The organism is Aquiflexum lacus (genome assembly GCF_015476655.1).
Classification (GTDB): Bacteria; Bacteroidota; Bacteroidia; order Cytophagales; family Cyclobacteriaceae; genus Aquiflexum; species Aquiflexum lacus.
The window spans coordinates 23496-49191 of record NZ_JABFHF010000015.1; the positions used below are offsets into that span (position 1 = coordinate 23496).

General features: G+C 38.1%; 18 protein-coding genes. 12 read left to right on the plus strand and 6 right to left on the minus strand.

What is annotated here, in order from left to right:
• The gene (locus HMJ38_RS14235) at positions 1–1101 is read right to left on the minus strand and encodes a Nif3-like dinuclear metal center hexameric protein (RefSeq protein ID WP_194975083.1); all 1101 of its coding nucleotides are present in this window, start codon (positions 1099–1101) and stop codon (positions 1–3) included.
• 42 nt (positions 1102–1143) lie between these two features.
• On the opposite strand from HMJ38_RS14235, the gene lpxK reads away from it, so the two are divergent.
• From lpxK to HMJ38_RS14260, 5 genes are all read left to right on the plus strand, one after another.
• Positions 1144–2199 carry a tetraacyldisaccharide 4'-kinase gene (lpxK, locus tag HMJ38_RS14240; protein WP_194975084.1) on the plus strand — a complete coding sequence of 352 codons (1056 nt, stop codon included), beginning with the start codon at positions 1144–1146 and terminating at the stop codon, positions 2197–2199.
• Positions 2189–4165: a putative porin gene (locus HMJ38_RS14245; protein WP_194975085.1), complete on the plus strand. Its 1977-nt coding sequence runs from the start codon at positions 2189–2191 to the stop codon at positions 4163–4165. The genes lpxK and HMJ38_RS14245 overlap by 11 nt, the downstream gene beginning before the upstream one ends.
• Before the next feature lie 5 nt (positions 4166–4170).
• Complete coding sequence (gene miaE, locus HMJ38_RS14250) at positions 4171–4782, plus strand: tRNA-(ms[2]io[6]A)-hydroxylase (RefSeq protein ID WP_194975086.1); 612 nt, start codon at positions 4171–4173, stop codon at positions 4780–4782.
• A gap of 130 nt (positions 4783–4912) precedes the next feature.
• The gene (locus HMJ38_RS14255; protein WP_194975087.1) at positions 4913–6157 is read left to right on the plus strand and encodes an ABC transporter permease; all 1245 of its coding nucleotides are present in this window, start codon (positions 4913–4915) and stop codon (positions 6155–6157) included.
• A 2-nt stretch (positions 6158–6159) separates the two neighbouring features.
• The gene (locus tag HMJ38_RS14260) at positions 6160–7851 is read left to right on the plus strand and encodes a GMC oxidoreductase (RefSeq protein WP_194975088.1); all 1692 of its coding nucleotides are present in this window, start codon (positions 6160–6162) and stop codon (positions 7849–7851) included.
• Between the two features lies 1 nt (position 7852).
• Here HMJ38_RS14260 and HMJ38_RS14265 read toward each other — a convergent pair whose 3' ends face one another.
• Together HMJ38_RS14265 and mtaB are read right to left on the minus strand one after the other, a co-directional pair.
• Positions 7853–8206, minus strand: coding sequence for a DUF805 domain-containing protein (locus tag HMJ38_RS14265; RefSeq protein ID WP_194975089.1), 354 nt, complete (start codon positions 8204–8206; stop codon positions 7853–7855).
• Positions 8207–8267: 61 nt separating this feature from the next.
• Positions 8268–9587 (minus strand): tRNA (N(6)-L-threonylcarbamoyladenosine(37)-C(2))-methylthiotransferase MtaB, encoded by a 1320-nt coding sequence (mtaB, locus tag HMJ38_RS14270; RefSeq protein ID WP_194975090.1) that lies wholly within the window; start codon positions 9585–9587, stop codon positions 8268–8270.
• A 232-nt stretch (positions 9588–9819) separates the two neighbouring features.
• Here mtaB and HMJ38_RS14275 point away from each other — a divergent pair, with 232 nt between their 5' ends.
• The 6 genes from HMJ38_RS14275 to HMJ38_RS14300 all read left to right on the plus strand — a co-directional run bounded on the left by HMJ38_RS14275 (position 9820) and on the right by HMJ38_RS14300 (position 20692).
• Complete coding sequence (locus tag HMJ38_RS14275) at positions 9820–11982, plus strand: glutamine synthetase III family protein (protein WP_194975091.1); 2163 nt, start codon at positions 9820–9822, stop codon at positions 11980–11982.
• Between the two features lie 526 nt (positions 11983–12508).
• Complete coding sequence (locus tag HMJ38_RS14280) at positions 12509–15634, plus strand: SusC/RagA family TonB-linked outer membrane protein (RefSeq protein WP_194975092.1); 3126 nt, start codon at positions 12509–12511, stop codon at positions 15632–15634.
• A gap of 35 nt (positions 15635–15669) precedes the next feature.
• Positions 15670–17247: a SusD/RagB family nutrient-binding outer membrane lipoprotein gene (locus tag HMJ38_RS14285; protein ID WP_194975093.1), complete on the plus strand. Its 1578-nt coding sequence runs from the start codon at positions 15670–15672 to the stop codon at positions 17245–17247.
• Positions 17248–17314: 67 nt separating this feature from the next.
• A complete protein-coding gene (locus tag HMJ38_RS14290; protein ID WP_194975094.1) occupies positions 17315–18460 on the plus strand; it encodes a glycoside hydrolase family 18 protein in 1146 nt (381 codons plus the stop codon).
• A 75-nt stretch (positions 18461–18535) separates the two neighbouring features.
• Complete coding sequence (locus tag HMJ38_RS14295; protein WP_194975095.1) at positions 18536–19552, plus strand: LacI family DNA-binding transcriptional regulator; 1017 nt, start codon at positions 18536–18538, stop codon at positions 19550–19552.
• A 225-nt stretch (positions 19553–19777) separates the two neighbouring features.
• Entirely contained in the window at positions 19778–20692 is a 915-nt protein-coding gene (locus HMJ38_RS14300) for an ROK family protein (RefSeq protein ID WP_194975096.1), read from the plus strand.
• A 16-nt stretch (positions 20693–20708) separates the two neighbouring features.
• Here the strand turns inward: HMJ38_RS14300 and HMJ38_RS14305 are convergent, their stop codons facing one another.
• On the minus strand, positions 20709–22043 hold the full coding sequence (locus HMJ38_RS14305; protein ID WP_194975097.1) for a vanadium-dependent haloperoxidase: 1335 nt from the start codon (positions 22041–22043) through the stop codon (positions 20709–20711).
• 89 nt (positions 22044–22132) lie between these two features.
• Positions 22133–23371 carry an ROK family transcriptional regulator gene (locus HMJ38_RS14310; protein ID WP_194975098.1) on the minus strand — a complete coding sequence of 413 codons (1239 nt, stop codon included), beginning with the start codon at positions 23369–23371 and terminating at the stop codon, positions 22133–22135.
• A gap of 239 nt (positions 23372–23610) precedes the next feature.
• Between HMJ38_RS14310 and HMJ38_RS14315 the strand changes: the two genes are divergently transcribed.
• A complete protein-coding gene (locus HMJ38_RS14315) occupies positions 23611–24138 on the plus strand; it encodes a phosphoheptose isomerase (protein WP_317174528.1) in 528 nt (175 codons plus the stop codon).
• Positions 24139–24186: 48 nt separating this feature from the next.
• Here HMJ38_RS14315 and HMJ38_RS14320 read toward each other — a convergent pair whose 3' ends face one another.
• Entirely contained in the window at positions 24187–25584 is a 1398-nt protein-coding gene (locus HMJ38_RS14320; RefSeq protein WP_194975099.1) for a DUF6600 domain-containing protein, read from the minus strand.
• Between the last annotated feature and the right edge of the window lie 112 nt (positions 25585–25696).

Below are 25696 nucleotides of genomic sequence, written 5' to 3' on the forward strand. Positions count from 1 at the left end.
CTATATGTAAGTTATGGGATTCGTAACTACTTTTGTCAAATAGAGTGCAATATTAGTAAATTTTTGCGACAATAAATCCATGAGTAATTCTTTTGTGAAGATTTCACTTTCATAATGACCGATATCACAAATAATCAATTGATTATCAGCATCAAAGAATTCATGATATTTAATGTCTGATGTTATGAAAATATCAGCCGCCGATTTTTTAGCCTCAGATAAAAGAAAAAAGCCTGCTCCCCCACAAACTGCTACATTTTTGATTGGCTTATTTAGCAATGGTGTATGTTTAATAATTTGTAGGTTCATTTTGTCTTTTAAATGGTTTAAAAAATCTTTTTCTTCCATTTGTTCATCTAATTCAGCGATCATTCCTGCTCCAACTTCCTGATTCTCGTTTTCAAGATGCTGAAGGAAATAGGCTACTTCCTCATAAGGGTGTGCTGCCTGAAGGCTTTGAAGTGCTTTTCTTTCTAAGTGTTTGGGAAGAAGAACTTCTATTCTTGTTTCTGGCTCTCTATGGGGAGTACCTTTAAAACCTTTGTGAGGGTTTGATTTTTCTGAGGGAGTATAAGTACCCGTTCCCTCGGTCATAAAACTACAGCTTGAATATTCACCAATCGATCCTGCACCTGCCTCAAACAATGCATCAAGAACCTTCTCAGTTGCTTCATGAGGAACAAATGTGGTCAACTTTGATAACAATTCTCTTTTGGGTTGAAGAATTCGGGTGTTGATCAGTCCAAGCTTATCACATATTTTTTTATTAACACCATGAGACACATGATCCAAATTGGTGTGAATGGCGTAAATCGCGATGCCATTTTTAATGGCTTTTATCACAGTCCTTTCGACATAGTTTTTACCCGTAAGGCTTTTCAATCCTCTAAACACAATAGGATGGTGGGATACAATCAGGTTGCAGCCTAAGCTGATGGCTTCCTCAACGACTTCCTCTGTTGTATCTAGGGTGCAAAGTATTCCTGTAACTTTATCAATAGGGTTCCCGGTAATCAATTGCGCATTGTCATATGATTCCTGAAAAGAAGGCGGTGCTATTTTTTCCAGATAAGAAACTATTTCCCGAATCGTGTAAACCATATTTTTTCTTTTAATTTGTCCAAAATTAAGGAAAAATAGCCAATGCGCTGGTACGAACCCTTGCTTTATCCTTTTGCTGCAATCTATGACGGTATCACAGGTTACAGGAATAGGATGTTTGAAACGGGTAAAAAGAAAAGTATTTCGTTTTCAATCCCAACTGTCGTAGTGGGAAACCTGAATCTTGGAGGTTCGGGTAAAACACCAATGGTGGAATTTTTGATTGAATTGTTACTTCCTCATCTAAGGATTGCAACTTTAAGTCGTGGATATGGAAGGAAAACTAAGGGGTTTTTGATGGCGAATAATAGTTTGGGGCCATCTGAAATCGGGGATGAGCCTTTTCAGATTTTTGAAAAATTCGGAAAAGAGGTCTCTGTGGCAGTTGGAGAAAAAAGGATTATGGCAATTCCCGAAATCATATTTCAAAAACCACAAACTGAATTGATATTACTCGATGATGCATTTCAGCATCGATATGTTAAAGGAGACTACTATATCCTTCTGACGACATATCAGCAACCTTTTTTTAGAGACCGTATTCTTCCCTTGGGTACTTTAAGGGAAAATGTAAATGGGGCAAAAAGGGCTAATGTGATCGTAGTAACCAAATGTCCGGATCAAATATCAGAAAGTGAAACAGAGATTTATCAAAAAGAAATAAATAATATTACGGATGTTCCTGTGCTGTTTTCCGGAATTGAATACGGAGATCCATTTCCGATTTTCAATCCCGTATCTAAGGACTTCAATAAGGTTATTATTGTTTCGGGCATTGCCAATAATCAATTGTTTGTGTCGGAGGTAAAAAGAAGATATCAGGTAATAGAAATCATAACCTTTGAAGACCATCACAGGTATATAGAAGCGGACTTGATCAGAATATCCGGTTTGATAAAAAGAAATCAGGATTGCATGGTTTTGACTACCGAAAAGGATGCAGTCAAACTTAAAAACAGAGCCTTTTATAAATATTTGGCAGAAATTCCGATTTTTGCCCTACCGATAAAAATAAAATTGGCTGAAAAGGACAAGGAATTCCTTTTCAAACAGATCACCAAAATTGTCAAGGACAAAGCGTATATCCGTGAGATTTAACCCCATTATCTTTCTTTTTTTACTCATCTGTTTTTGGGCAGTTCAGTCTCAGGCTCAAATTAGGCCTACAGGTCCTCCAACTGGTCCTCCAACTGGATTTCCCCAACAGCGCAATCCGAATCTGCAACAAGGGGATCCGAATCAAGAATTGCAAGAACAGTCCGGTGAGCGCAAAAAACTGATAGATGACAGTACCAAAATGGTTTTCGGACCCAAAACCACTCTTTATTTTTTAGAAAAGGACATCAAGAAAAATTTAACAAAAACATTTGAAGTGGACACTGTCCTGACTGGTTTTCATAATTATGAACCTGTAGCCAAATCAGGCTGGATGTACCAAGATTTGGCTAATATTGGGAGCGCTGCCAAGCCTATTTTTTATAATACTCCCCAAATGATTGGTACTACTTCTGGATTCCATGTTTATGATCTATATCATCATTCAGCAGACAGTATGAGGTACTTTGATAGCAAATCACCCTATACCCAAATGGACGCATTTTTTGGTGGAGGTAACAGGAATATGCTGGACCTTTCTTTTGCCAGAAACATCAATCCAAGATGGAACGTAGGCTTCAATTTCCATACGATCAGGGCAAGAAAAACCCTAAATCCAAATGCTAGGGATGATAATTTGACTGAAAACACCTCTTATTCACTCCATACCAATTACAAGTCTGAGGACGGAAAGTATTTGATATTGGCCAACATTTCGAGGATGAGACATTTGGTCAATGAACAGGGTGGGATCATTTCACCGGATATAGATACTACTTCCCTTTTCTTTGCATATGAAGACGCCAAAGTCTGGCTGCGAAATTCCAGGGCTACTGATCTTCGGGTTGATTATCATATTTATCATGAGTACGAAATTGCAAAAGGGTGGCAGGTTTACCATGTGTTTGATAAAAGAAAGCAAGATGTCCTTTTCAAAACCGATCTCACTAGTTCCGATTCCTTGTTTTTCAATAGATTCAACCCAGAAAGGTTTATCTCCCAGGATAGTACCTACAACAGGGGTCATTTTTCAGAGTGGAGAAATGAGGTAGGATTCAAAGGTGATATAGGGCCTTTGTATTACAACGCATTTGCAAAATTCAGGTCAGGAAGGATGCATTTATATGACAGTGTAAGAAGAAGAAACAATTTCAACGAGCTTTTTTTGGGTGGAGCCTTAAGGGGAGATATCAGTGAAAAATGGAGATTTGAGGCAGAAGGAGAATATTTGCTGCCAGGAGCTTTTAGGATTCAGGGGCTTTTTGTCTCGCCCTTTTTAGAGGCATCATATACCAAATCTTTGTATAAACCGACCTCCGTGCAGGAATTTTATTCAGGAAATCACCACAGATGGGATAATTCATTTTCCAATATTGGTGTAGATCAAATCAAAGGAGTTATAAAAGTGGATTTCCCAAATTGGAATTTCAGGCCAAATATTACTTTAAACAGGGTGAATAATTATGTGTTTTTCAATGAAGAACAGCAGGCCACACAATCTGATGGAGAGGCTTTCATGGTAATCCCTGGTTTGACTTATTCATTTAATATCAAAAAGAAATTTTTCTGGGAGTCGGAATTATATTATACCATCATTACAGGGGAAGGAAAGGATAATTTTAGGATACCAGAAATCTTGGCAAACTCCAGGATTTATTTTGATAGCCCAATGTTTGATGAAAACCTTTTCGTTCAAATCGGTCTTGAAGGACGCTTTAGAAGTGATAATTTTGCTGAGTCCTATAATCCCGCCTTGCAGCAATTCCATTTACAAAATGATTTCAATGTATTTGCTTACCCTGTTTTGGATTTCTTCATGAATTTGAGAATTAACAGGACAAGGGTATTGGTGAGGATGAATCATATCAATATCAATATGATGAGTGAGCCCGGTTATTTTGTAACTCCTTATTTCACAGGTTTAAGGAGAACATTGGACCTTGGGATTAGTTGGCCTTTGTTTGATTAAAGAATATGAATTGGGAAGAAAGTACAAAAAACAAAATGCTGCACCTGCAATTGCCTACAGATCCACGCTGGGTAAATATTGCAGAAATGAATCTTGAGGAGATTTTGGTTGACCATGCCTATTGTGAACAAAAAGCAGCATCTTCCTGCATTTCTCTCATAGTTAATTTCCATGAATTCGCAGAATTGGTTGAAATGCTTACACCTGTGGTAGCCGAAGAATGGAGCCATTTTGAAAGGGTATTGGAACAGATCAATAAAAGAGGATACAAACTCGGAAAACCTCGAAGAGATGAGTATGTGATCAAGTTGTCAGAATTTGTAAAAAAAGGAGGAAGCAGGTCAGATCAAATTGTAGAACAATTATTAATGAATGCTTTGATTGAAGCCAGAAGTTGCGAAAGGTTCAAACTGCTTTCCAAAAATATTGCTGATGAAGAACTCCAAAAATTCTACTATGAATTAATGGTTTCAGAAGCGGGTCATTATGTGAATTTTATAGAATTGGCTCGAAAATACAAGAATGAAGAAAAAGTCAATAATAGATTGAAAGAATGGTTGGCCTATGAGGCAGAAGTAATCAAGAGTCTAGAATTGAGAGGTGATAGGATGCATTGATTCTAAGATTGATCTGCCAAAATTACCATAAAATATTTTCAACTAGGGAGGATTTTTTTCCGGATTATACTTAATATTAAAGTTGGATCGGGATGAAAGAATGAATTTGTGTCCCATTTTAGTACAGAATATGAATTTGATCGAAAATATTAAAGAAGCGCTGAAGTCTGTTAAAGTTAATTTACTTAGGACCATATTGACAGGTACCATTATTGCGATAGGGATTATGTCTCTTGTTGGAATGCTTACGGCCATCGATGGCATCAAGGCACAGATAGCAGATAGTTTTTCTGGTTTGGGGGCCAATAATTTTGACGTCAGATCAAAAGGGTTTTCTGGAGGAAGAGGAGTACAGCAGGGAGTTGCTGAAAAGACCTACCCTATTGTAAGATACAAAGAGGCTATCAGCTTTCAGGAACAATTCAGTTCTATTGGGCCATCAACAGTTTTCACAAGTGTTTCAGGAGCAGTTGAGGTAAAAAAGGGATCCAAAAAAACCAATCCAAACGTTCGGGTTACAGGAGTTGATGACCAATATTTCAAGATTAAGGGATTAAAAGTTGAACAAGGGAGAAATTTCAGTAATACTGAAATTCGTTATGGTACCAATGTATGTGTAATCGGATTAGATATTGTTGAGACCTTATTTGGTAAGGACGAAGATCCAATGAATGATTACATCACTTTTTACGGAAGGCGCTACACGATAATTGGTATTTTGGAAGAACAAGGTAGTGTAGGGGGAGGTTCAGGGGCTGACAGGGCTATTTTTATACCTGTAGAAAACGCGAGCAGATTGGATAGCAGAGGAACATTTAGATACTCCCTCACGGCGAGTGGTTCTGATCCCCTTAAACTGGAATACGAAATGGGTCAGGCCACAGGTATCATGCGGAAAATACGTCAGGACAGGGTAGCTGAAGAAGATTCATTTGAAATTGTCAAAAGCCAATCTGTTGCAGAAAGTTTAGAGGAAGTTGCGGGATATTTAAGGATCGGAGGATTTGGTATAGGATTTATTACACTTTTGGGTGCGGCAATTGGCCTGATGAACATTATGTTAGTCTCGGTGACGGAGAGGACAAGGGAAATTGGAATTCGAAAAGCCTTAGGTGCAACCCCATTGAGGATCAGACAGCAATTTTTGATTGAGGCAATCGTAATCTGTATTTTGGGTGGTATTTTGGGAGTGATTATAGGGATTGCTATTGGAAATATTGTTGCAAATATCATAGGTCCTGGAGGCTTTTTGGTTCCATGGCTTTGGATTTTTGTTGGGCTTGCGATTTGTATTTTTGTAGGATTGGCTTCAGGCTATTTTCCTGCGAGAAAAGCCAGCAAACTTGATCCAATCGAATCACTCAGATATGAATAAGAATGAATAAAGAAAACGAATTTGAAGCAATTGTAATCGGATCAGGCATTAGTGGTGGATGGGCAGCAAAGGAATTATGTGAAAAAGGGCTCAAAACACTTGTGTTAGAAAGAGGCCGAAATGTGGAGCATAAAAAGGATTATCCTACCATGACCGCTACGACTTGGGATATGCCACATCGCAATAAGATGCCATTATCTGATAAACAGGAAAACCCGGTCGTCAACCGTTGCTATGCTTATGCAGAAGATACCGAACATTTTTTTGTTAAGGACTCAGAACATCCCTACGTTCAGGAAAAGCCATTTGATTGGGTAAGGGGATATCAGGTAGGGGGAAAGTCTTTACTATGGGCAAGACAGACCCAACGCTGGAGTAAGTATGATTTCGAAGCACCGGGAAGAGATGGCTTTGCTGTTGATTGGCCAATTCGGTACAATGAAATAGACCCCTGGTACAGTTATGTGGAACGCTTTGTCGGAATCAGTGGCAGCAAAGAAGGAGTGGAGACTTTGCCCGATGGGGAATTTCTTCCTCCTTGGGAAATGAATTGTGTCGAAAAAGTAATCCGGGATAGAATCGTAGAGGCCTATAAAGACCGATTTGTCATGATTGGAAGATGTGCCCATTTGACAGAACCTCAATCCCATCATTTACAACAGGGCAGGGGGCAATGTATGGCAAGGAATCAATGTCAGAGAGGCTGTCCTTTTGGGGCATATTTCAGTTCCAACTCTTCGACATTACCCGCTGCTGCATATACTGGCAATTTGACTTTGAGACCCGACTCTGTGGTGCATTCAATCATTTATGATGATGTAAAAGAAAAAGTAACAGGAGTAAGGGTAGTTGATAGGGTTACCAAATCTATCACAGAATACCATGCAAAAGTTATTTTCTTAAATGCCTCCACAATCAATTCAAATCTGATTTTATTAAACAGTACTTCAAAAAGATTCCCGAATGGTCTTGGGAATGACAGTGGATTATTGGGTAAATACATTGCATTCCATAATTATAGAGGAAATATCAGTGCCTCTTTTGAAGGATATCAGGATAAATTTTATTTTGGAAGGAGACCGTGTGCAGTAATGATGCCCAATTTCCGGAATGTTGAAAAACAAGAGATGGATTTTTTAAGAGGATACATGACTTTTTACAGTGCCGGAAGAGCAGGATGGGGAGGTAAACCCAATGCCCCATTTGGAGAAGAATTCAAAGATCTGAATTCGAAACCCGGTCCTTGGGGTGTTTTTATGATGATGCAGGGTGAAACCATACCTAAAGAAAAATCCAAAGTGACTCTGAGTAAAGATAAAATGGATGAATGGGGCATGCCACTCATGCACATAGATGTGGATTATGATGACAATGATATCAAATCCATGAATGATTTTTTTGAACAAGGAACTGAGATGTTGGAAAAAGCTGGCTGTCATAATATCAACACGAGAGATACCAAACAAGCTCCTGGATTGGATATTCATGAGATGGGGGGTGTCCGTATGGGAAAGGACCCTGAAACTTCATTGTTGAATGGCTGGAACCAAATGCATCATTGCAAAAATGTTTTTGTCACTGATGGTGCATGCATGACATCTACAGGAAGTCAAAATCCATCTATAACCTATATGGCATTAACAGCGAGGGCTGTGGATTATGCTGTAAAGGAAATGAAAAAAGGAAGGCTGTAATTTATATCAAATCAGTTTTTCTAGGATCTGCACCATATTTATTATTTCCATTTTGACCTTCTGCCCAAGCCAACCAAATAAAACCCACAAAGTTTACTGGCGGTGGTATCAAAAGATATAATGAATATTTCCAATCATAACCTAAATCGTGCAATCTTCTAATTGCCTGTACCATTAACAACACAATTGAACTGATAAGCATGATTCCAAACACCCAAAAAATAATCCATTCTTGAGATTGAAATGATTGAAAAATCATCATCAGGCTTAATACATTGATAGAGTAAAAAATTAAAAATAATGTCAGGTATTTTCTTCTCGTAATTCTTCCTTCTGGATTAAATATTGATTTCATATAATTTAAACCAAAAAAAAGGATAGATTGTTTGGTATTTACAGTATTTTATCTGCAATAATCAGTGTTTTTCAAAGATCATCTCCGGTTCAAACACCTCAACATTTCCATTGTCATTAATCTCATTTAAGGTAACTTGTTTTAATTCGTTGACAAGTAAAGGATCGTATTTTGCAGCAACCCTGATATAGTTTTCAGTGAATCCATGCATTTGGCCATTTTCAATGTCTTCCTCAAAAAGGACACTAAAGGTTTTTCCCAAATTTTCCTCGTAAAACTTCCTTCGTTTTTTCTCGGATAATATTCTGAGCATTTTTGAGCGTTCATTTCTCTTTTTCATGGGTACCACGCCATCCATTTCAGTAGCCCTGGTGTTGGATCTTTCTGAATAAGTAAAGACATGTAAATAAGAGATGTCCAATTCGTTGAGGAAATTATAAGTTTCAAGAAACAGTTCATCCGATTCCCCCGGAAAGCCGACAATAACATCTACTCCTATACAGCAAAGAGGCATCAAGCTTTTGATCTTATTAACCCGGTCTTCATACAATTCTCTTAGGTATCTTCTACCCATTTTTCTCAAAATCGTATTGCTACCCGACTGTAATGGAATATGGAAATGTGGCACAAATCTTTCTGACCGGGAAACAAATTCAATAATCTCGTTGGTCAACAGATTAGGTTCGATTGAAGAAATTCTAAATCTTTTAATTCCATTTACACGATCTAGTGCCATCACCAAATCTGCAAATCGTTCTTTTCTTTTACCTTCCTGTATTCCAAAATCGCCAATATTGACTCCTGTCAATACGACCTCTTTGACGTCTGTTTTAGCAATTTCTTCTGCCGATGTAAGAATGTTCTCTATACTGTCACTTCTACTTTTGCCTCGGGCAAGTGGGATAGTACAAAAAGCACAACCATAGTTACAGCCATCCTGTACTTTCAGGAATGTTCTTGTCCTGTCGTGCAGAGAATAGGCATTGTTAAAGATAATGGCCTCTTGAATCTCTGACGCAAGGACTTTGGTTTCCTGTTCTTTGGCAAATCCATCAAGCAACTCAATGAGCCTGAATTTTTCGGCCGCACCTAAGACTGCATCTACACCTTCAATCTCTGCAATTTCCTTTGGTTTTAGCTGTGCATAACACCCAATGATGGTGACATAAGAGTCTGGCGATATTTTTTTTGCTTCTTTAACAATCTTTTTACACTTCTTGTCAGCATTCTCTGTCACCGAGCAAGTGTTGATAATAAAAATATCAGGATGCTCTTGAAAATCTACTTTTTCATACCCCTTCGCCTCAAACATTCTACTGATGGTAGATGTCTCTGAATAATTCAATTTACAACCTAATGTATAAAACGCAACTTTTTTCACCTATATCCAAACTTTACAGGCAGCAAAGTTAAATATTATCTTGAAGTTTTCAATTTTCTATTTTTTAGGGTCAAACTCTGTTTTTTATAAGTAACCTAATTAAAATAAGCCCTAATTTTTTCAAAATAATGTAAAAATTAAAAATATTGGCTCCAAAAACGGGTTCATGTCTTTGATTTTCATATTATTTTCTATTTTTGTGGGTGTAAAATCAAACCACTTATTGTAGAAAATGGCAACATTAAGACAAAGTGCGCTTCTAATAGCGCAAGGAAGGCAAAGAACTTTTGTCAATCCCCCCTCTCCAAAGATTTCTGACTTTTTCGGAAGCCACGTCTTTGGAATTAAGCAGATGAAAGAATCATTGGCGCCTACTGTATTCAAGAAGGTAATGGAAGCCGTAGAAAAAGGCAGTAAAATTGACCCTGCCACTGCCGAAGAAGTTGCATCTGCGGTCAGAGTTTGGGCATTATCCAAATCCGTTACACACTATACACACTGGTTTCAGCCTTTGACAGGTTCTACTGCCGAGAAGCATGATGCATTTTTTGATGCACATGCCGGTATTGAAAAATTCAAAGGATCCGCCTTGGTTCAACAAGAACCGGATGCCTCCTCTTTTCCTCATGGTGGAATTCGTTCAACTTTTGAGGCAAGGGGATACACTGCATGGGATCCATCTTCTCCTATATTTATATTTGACAAAACTCTTTGTATCCCTACAATATTTGTTTCTTACACCGGTGAGGCACTTGATTATAAGACACCCTTGCTTAAATCCATGGAGGCAATTAATGCTGCTGCAGTTGAAGTATGTCAGCTGTTTGACAGAAATGTCAAAAAAGTAACACCTTCATTGGGTGTTGAGCAGGAGTATTTTGTGATAGACAAAGCACTTTTCGCAACAAGACCCGATTTGGTCATGGCGGGAAGAACAGTATTTGGTCATAATCCTGCCCGTGGACAACAACTTGAAGATCATTATTTTGGATCTATCCCAACCAGGGTAAAGGACTTTATGGTGGATTTTGAAATAGAAGCTCATAAACTCGGAATTCCTGTTTCCACCCGTCACAATGAAGTTGCACCCGGACAGTTTGAGGTTGCCCCGTTATTTGAAGAAATCAACAAAGCAGTTGACCATAACCAACTGTTGATGGACTTAATGGACAAGGTTGCTGATAAGCATAATCTCAAAGTTTTGTTTCATGAAAAGCCATTTGCAGGTGTTAATGGTAGTGGTAAGCATAATAACTGGTCTTTAATTACAGACACAGGAGTGAATCTTTTCCAGCCAAGTAACTCTGCAAGGGAAAATTTACAGTTCCTGACATTTGTGGTAGCGACCGTAAAGGCTGTCTATGACCACGCTGATTTGTTGCGGGCAAGCATTGCATCTGCCAGCAATGACTTCAGGCTTGGAGCCAATGAGGCGCCTCCGGCAATTATGTCTGTATTCTTGGGATCTACCTTGACATCCGTTTTGGATGAGTTGGAAAAGAACGGCAATGTTAAAATCGAAAAAGGTGATAACATGTACATGAAATTAGGCATATCCAAAATCCCTGAGATCATTTTAGATAACACAGACAGAAACCGGACTTCTCCTTTTGCATTTACAGGTAACAAATTTGAATTCAGAGCTGTCGGTTCAAGTGCCAATTCAGCTGGTCCCATGACTGTATTGAATGTGATTGTTGCCGAAGTATTAAAGTCACTTGTCAAGGATATTGAAAAAGAAACCAATTCCGGTAAAGAGAAAAAGATTGCTATCGTCAATGTCTTGAGGAAATATATCAAAGACAGTAAGAAAGTGAGATTCGAAGGTGATGGTTATTCTGATGAGTGGACTGCGGAAGCAGAGAAGCGAGGATTATCAAATTTGAAGAGCACTCCATTTGCTCTGGATGTTTACCATGATAAAAAGACAATTGATCTTTTCAGCAAACATGGAGTATTGAATGCCATTGAAGTTCAAGCCAGACATGAAATCATGCTGGAAAATTTTATCAAGAAAGTTCAGATTGAATCAAGAGTAATGGGTGACCTTGCTTTAAACCATGTGATTCCAACGGCAATTTTGTACCAAAATAAACTAATTGAAAATGCCAATGGGTTGAAAGGACTAGGACTTGATAACACTCCGACACTTGAAACTATTAAAGAAATCAGCAAACACCTGGAATCGGTTAGACAGGGTGTTTATGATATGATAGAGGCTAGGAAAAAACTCAACAAAGAAGATGATATAGTAAAAAGGGCAAAAGGATATGGTACAGATGTCAAAGAGGCTTATTTTGAAAAAATCAGATATGCAGTTGACAAGTTGGAGTTGGTAGTTGATGATGAATTTTGGCCTTTAGTAAAGTATAGAGAAATGTTATTTATCAAATAAAATTAAGGGCCGCCTTTGGCGGTTCTTTTTTTTTGACCTGCACGTAAAATTCTGCGTGCAGGTTTTTTATTTTATCAAGTTTGATGATTGCTTAATTGATATTTTAAATTTTTAATCCATACTATAATTAATTTATAGTAATAAAAATATTATTTAAGCGGTAGTTTATTGAATTTTTTAATTATAAGCGAAATGCTTCTATTAAAATATTAAAAAGTTTGCCTAAACTATTCCTAATAAATAAATTTATTTGCTAAACCGTTTTATTAAATGTAATAAATAATAAAAGTTAAGATACTTTTTTAAAAAAAAAGATTAAATAATTTTATCAGTAATTTTTTTTTAATATTTTTACATGTTCCTCAATTCTTTATAAAATAGATTTTACGATATAATATTCTTCTTGATAAGTTTATTTTAAATGATCATTCTTATTTCATACATGAAATACATTAATAAATAAATATTACTTACCAATAAACAATCAATAACCAATGCTAAATGAAATAACACTTAATTAAATCCTATGAACAGAGTTTTACTATTAATGTTAGCGATGGTCATGACATTTGCCTCAGGTTTTGAGGCTTATGGCCAGACGCGGGTTCTTACTGGAACAGTCACAGATGCTACAGGAGAACCAATTCCAGGAGTCAACGTCTTGGACAAAGAAGCGAATACGGGTACTACCTCCGATTTGGACGGAAAGTATTCGATTACTGTAACCAATACTTCAGTATTGGTATTTTCATTCATTGGCTTCGCCCCGCAGGAATTTGTAGTGGGTAATAGAAGCATTTTGGATGTTTCATTAGAAGAAGACCTTTCAGATTTAGCTGAGGTGGTTGTGACATCATTTGGTATGGAAAAGGATAAAAAAGCACTTGGCTTTTCCGTTACGCAGATCGGTGGAGAGCAATTCACTGAATCACGAGCTGTAAACCTTGGAAATGCACTTTCAGGTAAAATTGCCGGAGTAAATGTTACGCCACCGGCTTCGGGTGCTGCGGGTTCTACCAGAGTAGTAATCAGGGGCGGTTCTTCATTGGATGGTAATGACCAGCCCTTGTACGTGATCAATGGTATGCCTATGGAAACAAGAAACCTGGGAAGTGCAGGTATGTGGGGTGGTAATGATGGAGGTGATGGACTTGCCGCGATCAACCCTGATGATATTGAAAGTATATCGGTGCTGAAAGGTAATGCTGCTGCTGCTTTGTACGGTGCGCGAGCAGCAAATGGTGTCGTTTTGATTACTACCAAATCCGGTAAAGCAAGAAAAGGTATCGGTGTGGCATTGAATTCAAATACTACTTTTGACAATGCTTGGGATTTCACAGATTATCAAAGACAATATGGTCCGGGTAGAGATGGATTGGCTCCACAGACTGCAGGAGAATCATTGGATGTTGGAAACAGCCATTGGGGAGGAAGATATAATGGAGCTTCACTTCCGCAATTTGACGGAGTTTCAAGGCCATATTCTCATACAGGTGAGGGTCTAAATGCTTTTTATAGAACTGGTATTACCACCAATAATTCAGTTGCCCTGAGCGGTGGAAATGAGTCAGGGACCTACAGGTTTGCATACTCTAACTTGGACAACAAGGATATCATGCCAAATGCAGGCTTCAAGAGAGATGTGGTAAATCTAAATGTTAATAGCAAACTTCAAAAACTGACGCTTGACTTTAGTGGACAGTATTCACAGCAAAATGCCAAAAACAGACCAAGACTGTCTGATTCTCCGGGAAATGCGAATTTTGCGGTTTTGAACAGACCAGGAAACCTCCCTTTCTCTGCTATGCAAGGTGACCCTAATAAATTGGGTGCCCTCGAAGATGGAACTGAAATGAGATATCAGCCAAATGTATTCCAGACTAACCCTTATTGGGCGGCACATCAATTTTTCAGACAAGATGTTACCGATAGGGTGATTGGAAAAATCTCGTTAAGATATGACTTGACGGACTGGTTGTATGTTATGGGTAGAGTTGGAACAGATTTTCAAGCCAGAACAGATGATAGCTTTGAACCTTACGGAACTGCTTATAAGCCCAGAGGTGATTATAGACAATCCAAAAGAACCATTAGAGAAGACAACATTGATTTGTTTGTAGGTGCTCAAAAAGAATTCGGTGATTTCTCTGTTGATGCCTTGGTGGGTGGAAACAGAATGAGACAGTCATCAGAAACGCTTTCAGGCGGTGGGAATGATTTGGTGGTACCTTTTTTCCATAGTATTCGAAATGTTGCTGCTCCTCAAGTAGGTTATGGATTTTCTGAATTGGGTATTAATTCAGTCTTTGGATATGCGAATATTGGCTATAAGAATTTTTGGTTTTTGAATTTGACCGCACGTCAGGATCAGTTTTCAACGCTAGCCAAAGAAAACAGTAAACTCTTCTATCCTTCTATCGGAACAAGCTTTGTGCTGTCAGATGTAGTAGAGTTGCCAAAGGCGTTTACTTTCACCAAGTTTAGGGCTTCTTGGGGTCAGACAGGTGGAGGTGCTCCTCGTCCTTATGAATTGGCCTTGACCTATGGCTTGGTTGGTGCAGGTCATTTAGGAGGTAGCTTAGGGCAAATCAACAATGGTACTATCCCTAACTTTGGACTTAAGCCATATCTCTCTACCGAATATGAATTTGGTGCCGATTTAAGGTTTTTTGAAAATAAATTAGGTATTGATGTAGCGTACTATAGTAGGAATACTACCAATGATATTTTGGCAACCGGTATTTCTCCCACTTCGGGATTTGGTTCAACTTTGGTGAATATTGGTGAATTGAGCAATAAAGGGCTTGAATTGTTGATCAATGTTGTGGTTTTGCAGAAAAAAGATTTTCAATGGGATGTTTCTTTGAATTATGCCAATAACCAAAGCAAAGTGTTGAACCTCGGCACAAATGCTGCTGGTGACCCTATCGGATTTATTAATCTTGATGAATCCAGATTGAGAAGGGAAAGAATTCGCCATGTAGTAGGTCAGCCATTGGGTATGATAGCTGGATTTAAGCATCAAGAAATCAATGGTCAAAAAGTTTACACAGATGAAGGATTCCCAGTTCCTACCAATGGATTAGAAACTTTGGCTGAGGGTCGTCATCCTGTATCAGTTGGTTTTATCAATAACTTTTCCTACAAAAACTTCAAAATGATGATTCTATTTGATGGCAGGTTTGGCGGGTCTTTGGTATCTGGAACAAACTACTTTGCTTATGCCAATGGATTACATAATGAAACCCTTTCAGCCAGAGAAAATGGCATATCGGTTTCAGGCGTCGATCCCAACGGAGAAGCTAGGACATGGAACATTCCTGCAACTGTAGGAGACCCTGAAAATTATCTGATAGATAATTATTTCAGTAGATATGCGATGGTCACTGAAAATATTGTCTATGATGCATCATTTATCAAAATGAGAGAATTCTCTTTTGGGTATACTATTCCAAATAGCCTATTGAACAAAACTCCATTTACCTCGGCTTCAGTCTCTCTTGTGGGAAGAAATCTTTTCCTGATTTATTCTAATGTTCCAAACATTGACCCTGAATCTGCTTACACAGTAGGGGGTAATTCCCAAGGTCTTGAATTCTTCGCGATGCCTACGACAAGAAGCTTTGGATTTAATGTTAACCTTAACTTCTAATCATGGGGATGTTTAAAATTCAAATTGAAAGAAAAATGAAAAGACTACATAAAATTACCGTTATCCTCTTGGCTTTTACTTTGACGTTTTCGTCATGTGATGAACAAGCCTTATTGGATTTGAATGTCGACCAAAATGCGGTTACTGATATGGATATGAGATTTTTGTTTTCATTGGCTACTCTTAGGATTGGCGGTGAATATGAAAATACCCGTGCCAACATGTTATATGCAGCTACTATGATTCAGCACACGTCTTCTATGGCGGGTTATTTCAGTGGTGACAAGTATTTCTATAACGCCCAATATTCAGGAGCTTACATGGAAACGCATTACACAGGTGTGATGAGGTTGTTTTCGCATGTGATTTCAAGGACAGCAGATGATCCGAATGAAGTTAATCTCAATGCAGCTGCGACTATTTTAAGGATTTATGACTTGCATAGGATGACAGACATATACGGTGACATTCCTTATTTCCAAGCTGGAAAAGGCTTAGAATCTGAGGAAAACTGGTTCCCTGTATATGACAATCAAAGGGATATCTATTTGGATATGATAGACCAACTAAAAATAGCCAGAGATAAGTTTTCTCCTTCAGCAAGATCTTTAGGTGCACAGGATTTCCTTTATGAAGGCAATATTGATCAGTGGAAACGTTTTACCAATTCCTTACTGATGAGAATCGCCATGAGAATGTCCAATGTAGATGCTGCCAAGGCTAGAGAAGTTTTTATAGAAGCGAATACTAGTGGTGCCTTTACTTCTAACGCCGATAATGGTTACATCCAATATACAGTTGGTCCAATCGGTACCAATAGAAATGGTCTAAATGATGGTTATTGGAATACATATAAGTATTCAAGGGATTGTAAAATCAGCAAAACTTTTATGGATTGGATGATTGCTAATGATGATCCAAGGTTAATGATCATTTCCGGGGGACTAGGTAACCCTGAGGACCCTTCAACATGGAATACAGATCCAGCTGCTCAAAGAGGAATGCCTAATGGATATAATACTACCACCATGAGAACTGCTCTACCTGCAGATCAATTGGCTGATTTTGATGCGTTAGTTCCTGCAGGTCAGCGCGCATTTTCAATGTTGAACCTGAAATATCTAGATTGGGAAGACCCATATAAATTAATCACTTACGCAGAAGTGGAATTGATGAAGGCTGAAGCTTCCTTAAAAGGTTGGATAAGTTCAGATGCCAACACCCATTTCGCAAATGGTGTTGCAGCTGCAATCAACTCTTGGGTAGATTTTGATCCTTCTTTTGCGAGATCTGCTGATCAAATCAATGCATATATCGCAGGAAGAGGTTTTGCCGCTGCTTCAGCTGAAGATAAGTTGAGATTGATCGGAGAGGAATATTGGGCAGCCACTTGGTTGAATGATATTGAGTCTTGGTCCAATTGGAGAAGAACAGGATATCCTACGCTTGTTCCTACCCAAGATCCAAACAGGTTTGAAGCTAACGAAATTCCAAGAAGGCTTCGTTATTGGGAAACTGAAATTGGAGCTAATCCAGAAAACTATGAAGCAGCCCGTGCGAGAATTGGAGGAGACAATCTTATGACGAAAATGTGGTGGGATGGAGGGAATTGATATTTCTCTTTCTCTATATTATATAAAAAAGGTGCCTCAAGGCACCTTTTTTATTATATTCAAATCTATGAACAAGATATTATGTATTGCATTGATGGGGTTGGCCGTGTTTAGTGTTTCGTGCCAACCACAAAAGGATTTAGAAAAGTCTGACCAAAGTGATTCACCTCCCTACAAAATCATCGGCTACATAGCAGGTTGGAAAGGTGTTGATCTGGAAAAAATCCATGCCGAAAAGCTGACCCATATTAATTATGCCTTTGCCAATGTGGTTGATGGTGTTGTCATCGAAGGTGAAGGTAGGGAAGAACAGGATAAAGAAAATTTATCAAAGCTCAAGTCTTTAAAATCAATAAATCCTGATTTGAAAATCCTTATTTCCATTGGAGGTTGGACTTGGTCAGGAGGGTTTTCTGATGCCGTACTTACTGAAGAATCACGTAAAATATTTACAGATTCTGCCGTTGATTATCTATTAAGGCACGACTTGGATGGATTGGATTTTGATTGGGAATACCCGGGATTACCGGGTGACAACAACACTTATAGGAGTGAGGATAAAGAGAATTTTGTATTTATGTTAAAATCGGTAAGGGAAGCATTGGATAGCCTAGGAACCTTGCACAACACTTATTACCTGAGTACAATAGCCTCTGCTGGATTCAAAGAATATCTTGATGTCAATGATATGGCTGAAGCCCAAAAATATTTGGATTTTATCAATATCATGACTTATGATTTTGTTGTTCAAGGGAATAAACCAACAGGTCATCACACCAATTTGTATGCAGAAGATAGAGCAAAAAGATCTGCAGAAAATGCCGTTTTGGAACATGTTGATGCAGGAATACCTATTGAAAAACTGGTGATGGGCATGGCTTTTTATGGTAGAAGTTGGCAGGAAGTCAATCCTGATGACAATGGGCTATACCAGATGGGAAAGGCAGGAAAAGGATTTCCCTTTAGTGCGATTGAAGAGTTGATTGCTAGTGGTGAGTATTTGAGATATTGGGATGATGCTTCTAAATCACCATATTTATGGAATGCCAATGAAAATATATTTGTAACCTACGAGGATCCTGAGTCTATTGACAATAAAATCCAGTTTATCAAAAAACATAAAATGGGTGGTGCCATGTTTTGGGAATACAACGAAGATTCAGATGAAAGAACATTGTTGAATTCAATTTATAATGGCTTCAAAAATCCTTAATTTCCGCAAAACGAAGGGGTAAATAAAAAAATTGGTCATATACCTTTTCCTATTGTAATATAACTTTGATAAGATATGGCAAAAAAGAAATTATCCATAAAAGATATTGCCAAAACACTAGGTGTTTCTATAACTACCGTTTCATTTATCCTTAATGGTAAAGCAAAGGAAAAAAGAATCAGTGAGGAATTGACCAAAAAAGTTCAGCGATATATCAAGGAAGTTGGATATACACCAAGTCATCTGGCACAAAGTCTTCGTCTGGGCAAATCCAAGGTTATTGTGTTTATGGTTGAGGACATTTCTAATCAGTTCTTTGCATCGATAGCAAGATTGATTGAAGAGAAGGCCTATCTAAACGGTTATAAAATCATTTATTGCAGTACGGAAAATGAGACTGCAAAAGCCAAGGAATTGATCAATACCTTTAAAGTCAGGAATGTGGACGGCTTTATCATAACTCCAACTCCTGACTTGGAAGAATCCGTCAAAGGGCTTTTAGATGAAGGATTCGGATTGGTTTTGTTTGACAGGTGGATGCCGGATGTTCTTTGCAGTTATGTCATTGTTGAGAATGAAAAAAGTGCCTTTGAAGCAACGCAACATTTGATAGACCGGGGTTGCAAGAAAGTAGCTTTGATAACCGTTGAATCCCACCAGATACAAATGACTGATAGGTTAAAAGGTTATCAAAATGCAATAAGCCAAAACCAACTCTCACCCTATGTCTTTCAAGTGAAATTTCATAATATGGCACAGGGATATGACAGAATATTGGACTTTTTCTCCAACAACCCTGGTATTGATGGCGTGTTTTTTACCACAAATTATCTTGCTTTCGAAGGACTTGAAGCGATGGGCAATTTGGGTATTGATGTACCCGGTCAAGTCAAGGTGGTTTCATTTGATGACCATTATTTTTTCAATTTGTATAAACCAAAAATAACAGCAATCGAACAGCCATTGGAATTGATTGCGGAAAAACTCATGGAGGCTATTTTACATCAACTTGATGAAGCTGAAATGAATAGTGGGCCAAAACAATTTATTCTTTCCAATAAGTTAAATATCAGGGAATCATCCACTATTTAAGGGGTATATAATCAAACTTTTAATCTTCAGTACTTTCATTTTTGTATAATTTGGGAAAAATTGATGTACAGGTTTTTGAATAACGATGATTGTTAATAAAATAATTATAATTTTGATAAATCGTTTTAGTAAACTTATTTACGATTAATAGGTATTTTGTTTTTGGGAAAACAGGTCTATTAATAAAGTATCATGGGTTTTTGAAGCCTAGAAAATATTCAAAATATGTCAAATAGAACCATTTTAGCAGGGGATATCGGTGGTTCGCATATTACTATCGGGAGATTTGTTGAAAATCCCGGTAATATTCTATTGGAAGATTTTCAGAGAAAACAGATTGATTCATATGCGACAAAATCAATGATTTTGATGGAGTGGAAATCATTGATTCAGCGTATGGTTCTTCCTGGGGAAAGTTTCTTACTTTCTCTTGCATTCCCTGCACCATTTGATTACAACCAAGGTATCTGCCTGATCCAAGAACAGGGCAAATTCAAACATTTGTACGAAGTAAACCTCAGAGATGAACTGTCGGAATTATTGGGTATACCCCCATCTGATATTAAATTTATCAATGACGCTCAAGCATTTCTTTTGGGAGAAACTGTATTTGGTCAATTGAATGGTGCAAAAAGGGTTCTGGGTCTAACATTGGGTTCAGGACTTGGTTCATCCATTAAAAAAGGCCAACAGGTAATTGACGGGGAATTATGGAAATCTCCATTTAGAGATGGGATTGCTGAGGATTATTTGGGGAGTTCTTGGTTTGTGGACTGGGTTAAAAAAGAGACCGGTATTGAGGTAAATGGAGTCAAAGAAATAATCCAAAGCCAAGAAATTTTTGAAAAAGCGGGAAGTGTATTTAATGTTTTTGCCGATAATCTAGCAGAATTTATTTTGCTGAATTACCCGGAAATCCAAATGGAAAAGATAATCCTGGGAGGCAATATTTCATTATCATCTACTCATTTTATGAATAGATTACAATATAATCTTCAACGAAACGGGTTATACATACCCGTAGAAGTCAGTCAGTTGGGTGAGAAAAGTGCTGTTTGCGGGGCTTTGACACTATTTTTGGAAGACAATAATCAGGTGGATCAAAACCTTATTCTTAAAAGTTTGTATAACCGGACTTGATACTGATTTTTAGTTTTTAATTGACCCTATCAAGGATAAATTTCGCAATTTTCTCCCCCTGTTTAACACCTTCTTCTATAGCGTCCCGGAAGTGAATTCCTCCGTATAACCTAGATATTGCAGCTTCTTCTGCTGCTAGATTGAAAGAATTAAATTCTCTTTCTGGAAGTCCAAAATACACCTCCGAGTCGTCAATGAAATCAAAATTATCGCCAAAGTAATCGGTGAGTACCATGGCACTGGTTTTGGAAATCACACTGTGACCGCTGGTATATTCAGGGAAGGGGGGAGTTTGGAGCAAGGGCCTCCAACTTTGGTCTACATATTTTTGGATAGCTGACTCTGGTCTAATCCTATCTGAATCATATTTTTCTTCCCAACAACTCACAAATGCATCATGTAAAGCCATAGAAACCAATGTATGTATATAGATTGTCTCTTTCCAAGACAAACCTGCTTTTTTACTTGCGATTCCTGTGATTCCTACCCAATGTCCACCTGGGGAAATCTTTTTCATTCCAATAGCCATATGACCTGAGAATTGGACCATAAAGGGATTACAATCCCAAAAATTAGCAACTAGTTTCTGTTCGTCTGTCAAATTGGAAGTGACTTCAAACACTTCAGTCATTTGATTTTTGAAGGAACTTCCTTCCTCAAGATTAAATGGAGCAGGTGGATTTGGTTTGTATGGCGCCAAATCAGAAATGAAAAATGTTTTTAATGTTCGCCATTCCGGTTCTACCGCAGCCATGTAGGCAGGTGGAGTAGGATACCAATGACCTTCATTTCTTTTTGGTGTATACCTGGTTAAAGTGCTCAATTGGTTGTAACCATCACTACCTGATATTTTTAATACTTCAGCAGCAACTTGTTGGGCAAATAAGACATGTTCATTTAAATTACGTTTTGACAGCCATTTTGATTTGGTGAATGTTTTGATCAGTTCTTCCTGCTTAATTTCCAGAAGTTTACCCGAGGGCATTATTTTTTTACCCACTTCCATCATAGCATAGGTTGCTACAAATTCAGGAGATAATTTTTTCTCAGTTCCATTTATTAAATCAGGAGATGGAAGATTGCTTTTAGAAAAAAGACATGATTCATCAGATGAACTCGTCAACTGATTCCATGCCAAATGGGCACCAAGCATCGAGTAGGCATAAAACCTAGCAGCTGCAGGCGGGGAAGCTACATCAGTAACCATCACTTCGGTCACATAAAACAGGTTATCAATGAATAAATCTATTGTAGGTTCATTATGCTTTTGGCCAAAAAGTGATTCATTGATTCCTATTGTAAAAGAAATCATGAGTATTGTTCCAATTTTCAATATGCTGTACTTTTTCATTTTAATGGCAAAACATAGTCAAATTGACGACGATGCTACATAGTTTTAAAGAAATGGCAAAAGGAATATTTTATAGTAAGAAGAAAGGGTTAAAGTAAAACATCTTCAAATATTTTTTCATTGACAACAGCTACACCTCCCATTAGTCCTACTTCTTTCCCTAATTTATAAAGACTGATCTGAGTGTTTTCTCTTGCTTTTGCCATGCTGTAAATGTTCAATGCTTGTTGTATAGGTGTTATCAAATATTGCTTAGCTTCGGCAACGGATCCTCCTATGATAATAAGTTCAGGATTGAGCAATTGGATCAATATTGATATTCCTCTTCCCAGGTCAAGGCCTGCTTCTGAAAGGATGGTGATGGCGCGTTGATCTCCTGCTAAGGCAGCATCTACAACCACATACGGCTCCAATTCTCCTTGGTTTTCCCTGACCATCCTTGCCAAAATTGAATCAGAATCTATCGAGATTGCCTCTTTAGCCATTCTGACGATAGCTGTTCCTGAGGCAACGGATTCTAAACAACCTTTTTTTCCACATGAGCAGGTAATATCTCTTGATTCAAAAATCGGTGAATGGCTGAATTCTCCGGCAAATCCGGAGGCGCCCTGATAAATTTTCCCATCTATGAGAATTCCAAGACCAATGCCCCAACCAATAAAAATCCCAAGCACATTTTTAAAGTGATCATTCTGACCAAATTTAAACTCCGCCAAAGTCATTGCCCTGGCATCATTTTCAAGAAAAACCTTTCTTCCAAGTCTGGACTCAAAGTTTTCAACAAGGCTCTTTTTACCGAATTTTAAATAAGTGTGGTTTATTCCGTTAATTGAATCAATCAATCCGGGCATGGAAATTCCAACTGCAATTATTTTTTCATTATCCAGTCCGGATTTATTCTTGTGGTCTATCAGGAATTCACATATCTGATCAAATGTTTCCTTTTCATTGTTCAAGGTGAGTTTAATTGTTTCCGCTTCAGTTAGCGCCTCATTGGAACAATTATATATGGCCGTGCGAACCCTAAATCTGTTGATATCAACACTTAGAATATAAAATGCATCATTGGCCAATTGGTAAAGATCAGGTTTTCTGCCTCCCTGGGATTCAGCTCTGCCATTCTTTATGACTTCTCCTGAATTCATAAGATCCCCAAGCAGCGAATTTACGGTAGGTAAGGAAATACCTACTTCAGTACAGATTTCGCCCGCAGTGTTGCTCCCTTTGGTATAAAGGTTTTTGATTAATTTGAGTTTATTGGTGAAACTTTTTGTTTCCACCACACCGGCTATTTTTTCTAAAGATTTTTTAGGCTCTATTAAGTTCATTTTATGGGGTTTGTATAAGACAATTAAATAAATTTTTAAAGAATAACAAAGGTGCTTATTAGAAAAAATGTATGATGGGATTGAGATTTGTGCAAATTAAGTCAACTTCTAACTTAAATCCATTAATCGATTTAAAAGTTTTTTTATATCGAGGAAATTTTACTTTAACTTAAAATAGCCTCACACCATTTTTTATTTGATAACTTTGATTTTAATTGCAAGCTTGAAAACACAAATCGATGATGATTGAAAATAAATTTCTTGGAAAAGAGATCATTAAAGAAACGCTATTTGAAAAATTGGAAGAAATTCTTGTTTCCGAAGGTTTCAAAATAGATCAGCAAGATATGCAAAGACCATGGGGTGGGTTTTTTGTAATTGATGAAAATCAGATTACAGCTTTTAAAACTAAATTTTTTCCTGAGCTGAATTTGGATCAAGTACAATTAAAACAAAAATTAAGTCCAAAGATTCTTTTAGTTGCTCCTGGTAAAAGACTGTCATGGCAATATCATCATAGAAGAGCAGAGGTTTGGAAATTGGTAAATGGGCATGCCGCAATAGTCAGGAGTAATACTGATGTTCAAAATGAACCAATTGACATGTTAAAAGGAGAGTTGGTCAGGTTAAATCAAGGAGAAAGGCATAGATTGGTAGGAAAGGATTCATGGGGGGTTGTTGCGGAGATATGGATGCACACTGATAAACATAATCCTTCAGATGAGGAGGATATCGTTAGGGTAGAGGATGATTTTGCCAGAAAATAAAAATGGCTCATTTTCATGAGCCATTTTTTAATGATTAATCTGGTATAATTAGTCACCACCTCTGCTTCCGCCTCTTGCCCCGGAAGAAGATCTTGAATTGGTGGTCGAACTTCCTCTTGAAACTGTACCTGAACTTGACCTGCCGCTTGAGCTGGATTGTGGTCTCATTGCGGGTTTGCTTTGTCTGTTGGAAGAGTTACTTCTCACAGCAGGCTGACTTTGTCTACTGGAAGAGTTACTTCTCACAGCTGGCTGACTTTTTTGAGAACTTGCAGGTCTAGCCACTTGATTGGAAGCAGGTCTTGATTGCCTGGTAACCGAAGGACTGGCTGAGCCCCCACGATTAACTTGACTATTTTGAGAACTTCTATTGGTCACTGCAGGATTCCTGCTGGAATTTGAAGCCCTTGGAGCCGATTGTTGCTGCTGAACTCTATTCTGGCTTCCAACCTGAGTCTCTCTACTGGAATTCTGCCTATTTTGAACTTGTCCATTTCTGGATGGTGTCGCAGTGGAATTTCTAGAAGGGCTGGCAGCTGTTTGGTTTCCTGTTCTTACCTGTCTTGATTCGCTCACACCTGCTTGAGAATTTCGACTTGGACTTTGAACGGTTCTGTTAGCAGTGCTAGTAGAACGATTTTGAGTTGCAGATCTTTGCTGATATTCTTGAGCAGAATACACTCTTGACGGTCTTGGGGCATTGCTGGCGGACCTATTTTCACTAACCTGAGGTCTGTAAACATTCAACCTGTTGTTTTGGACCACCGCTCTTCCGGGTCTCGATGAATCATTTATCTGATAGACTGGAACCCTTGTTCTAGTGACCCTTTCAATATCTCTTCTAGCAGGACCGGTAATGTAGGTATTGTTATTGTACACATAGGTGTTGTTGATTATAGTAGTTCTGTTATAGATATTCATAACATTGTAGTGAGGTACAAAATACCTATGGAAGTGTCTATGTCTAAATCTTCTTTGAGGAAGAAATACCCAATGTGCAGCAGGAGCGTAGAATGAAACATTGATTCCGACTCCAGGGCCTAAAGGAGCCCAACCATAATATCCGCCTCCTGTTCTCCAACTTACCCAAGCAGGCCCCCATTCATATCCGGGTATCCAAGCCCAGCCATAATAATTGGTGAAAAACCAGCGGCCATAATGAAATGGTGCCCATCCCCAAGAATAATTTGAAACCCAAGTATTACCGAAGTTTGTCATTTCCCAATACCCATTAGTTGCATATGGCTGAAAACCTTGGTCTACGTAAGGAACCCAAACATATCCATGTGCAGGATCCATGATCCAATCGCCGAAAGGACTAAGTTCATTGTAAAAGACCTGGAAGGAAATTCCGCTATGAGGTGATGCAGTCACATTTTGACTGAAAGCGATGCTCATGCCTAGCAAGAGTAAGAAGCTGTATCGGTAAATGGAGGACTTTTTCATAATAGAGTGGTTTTTGCGTTTGGGTGATTTTACGGCACACTCAAACAAAAAGTTTTAAAATAATATTAAGAAAAAGCAAATATATTTAGTAAAAACGTTTTAGCAATTTAAT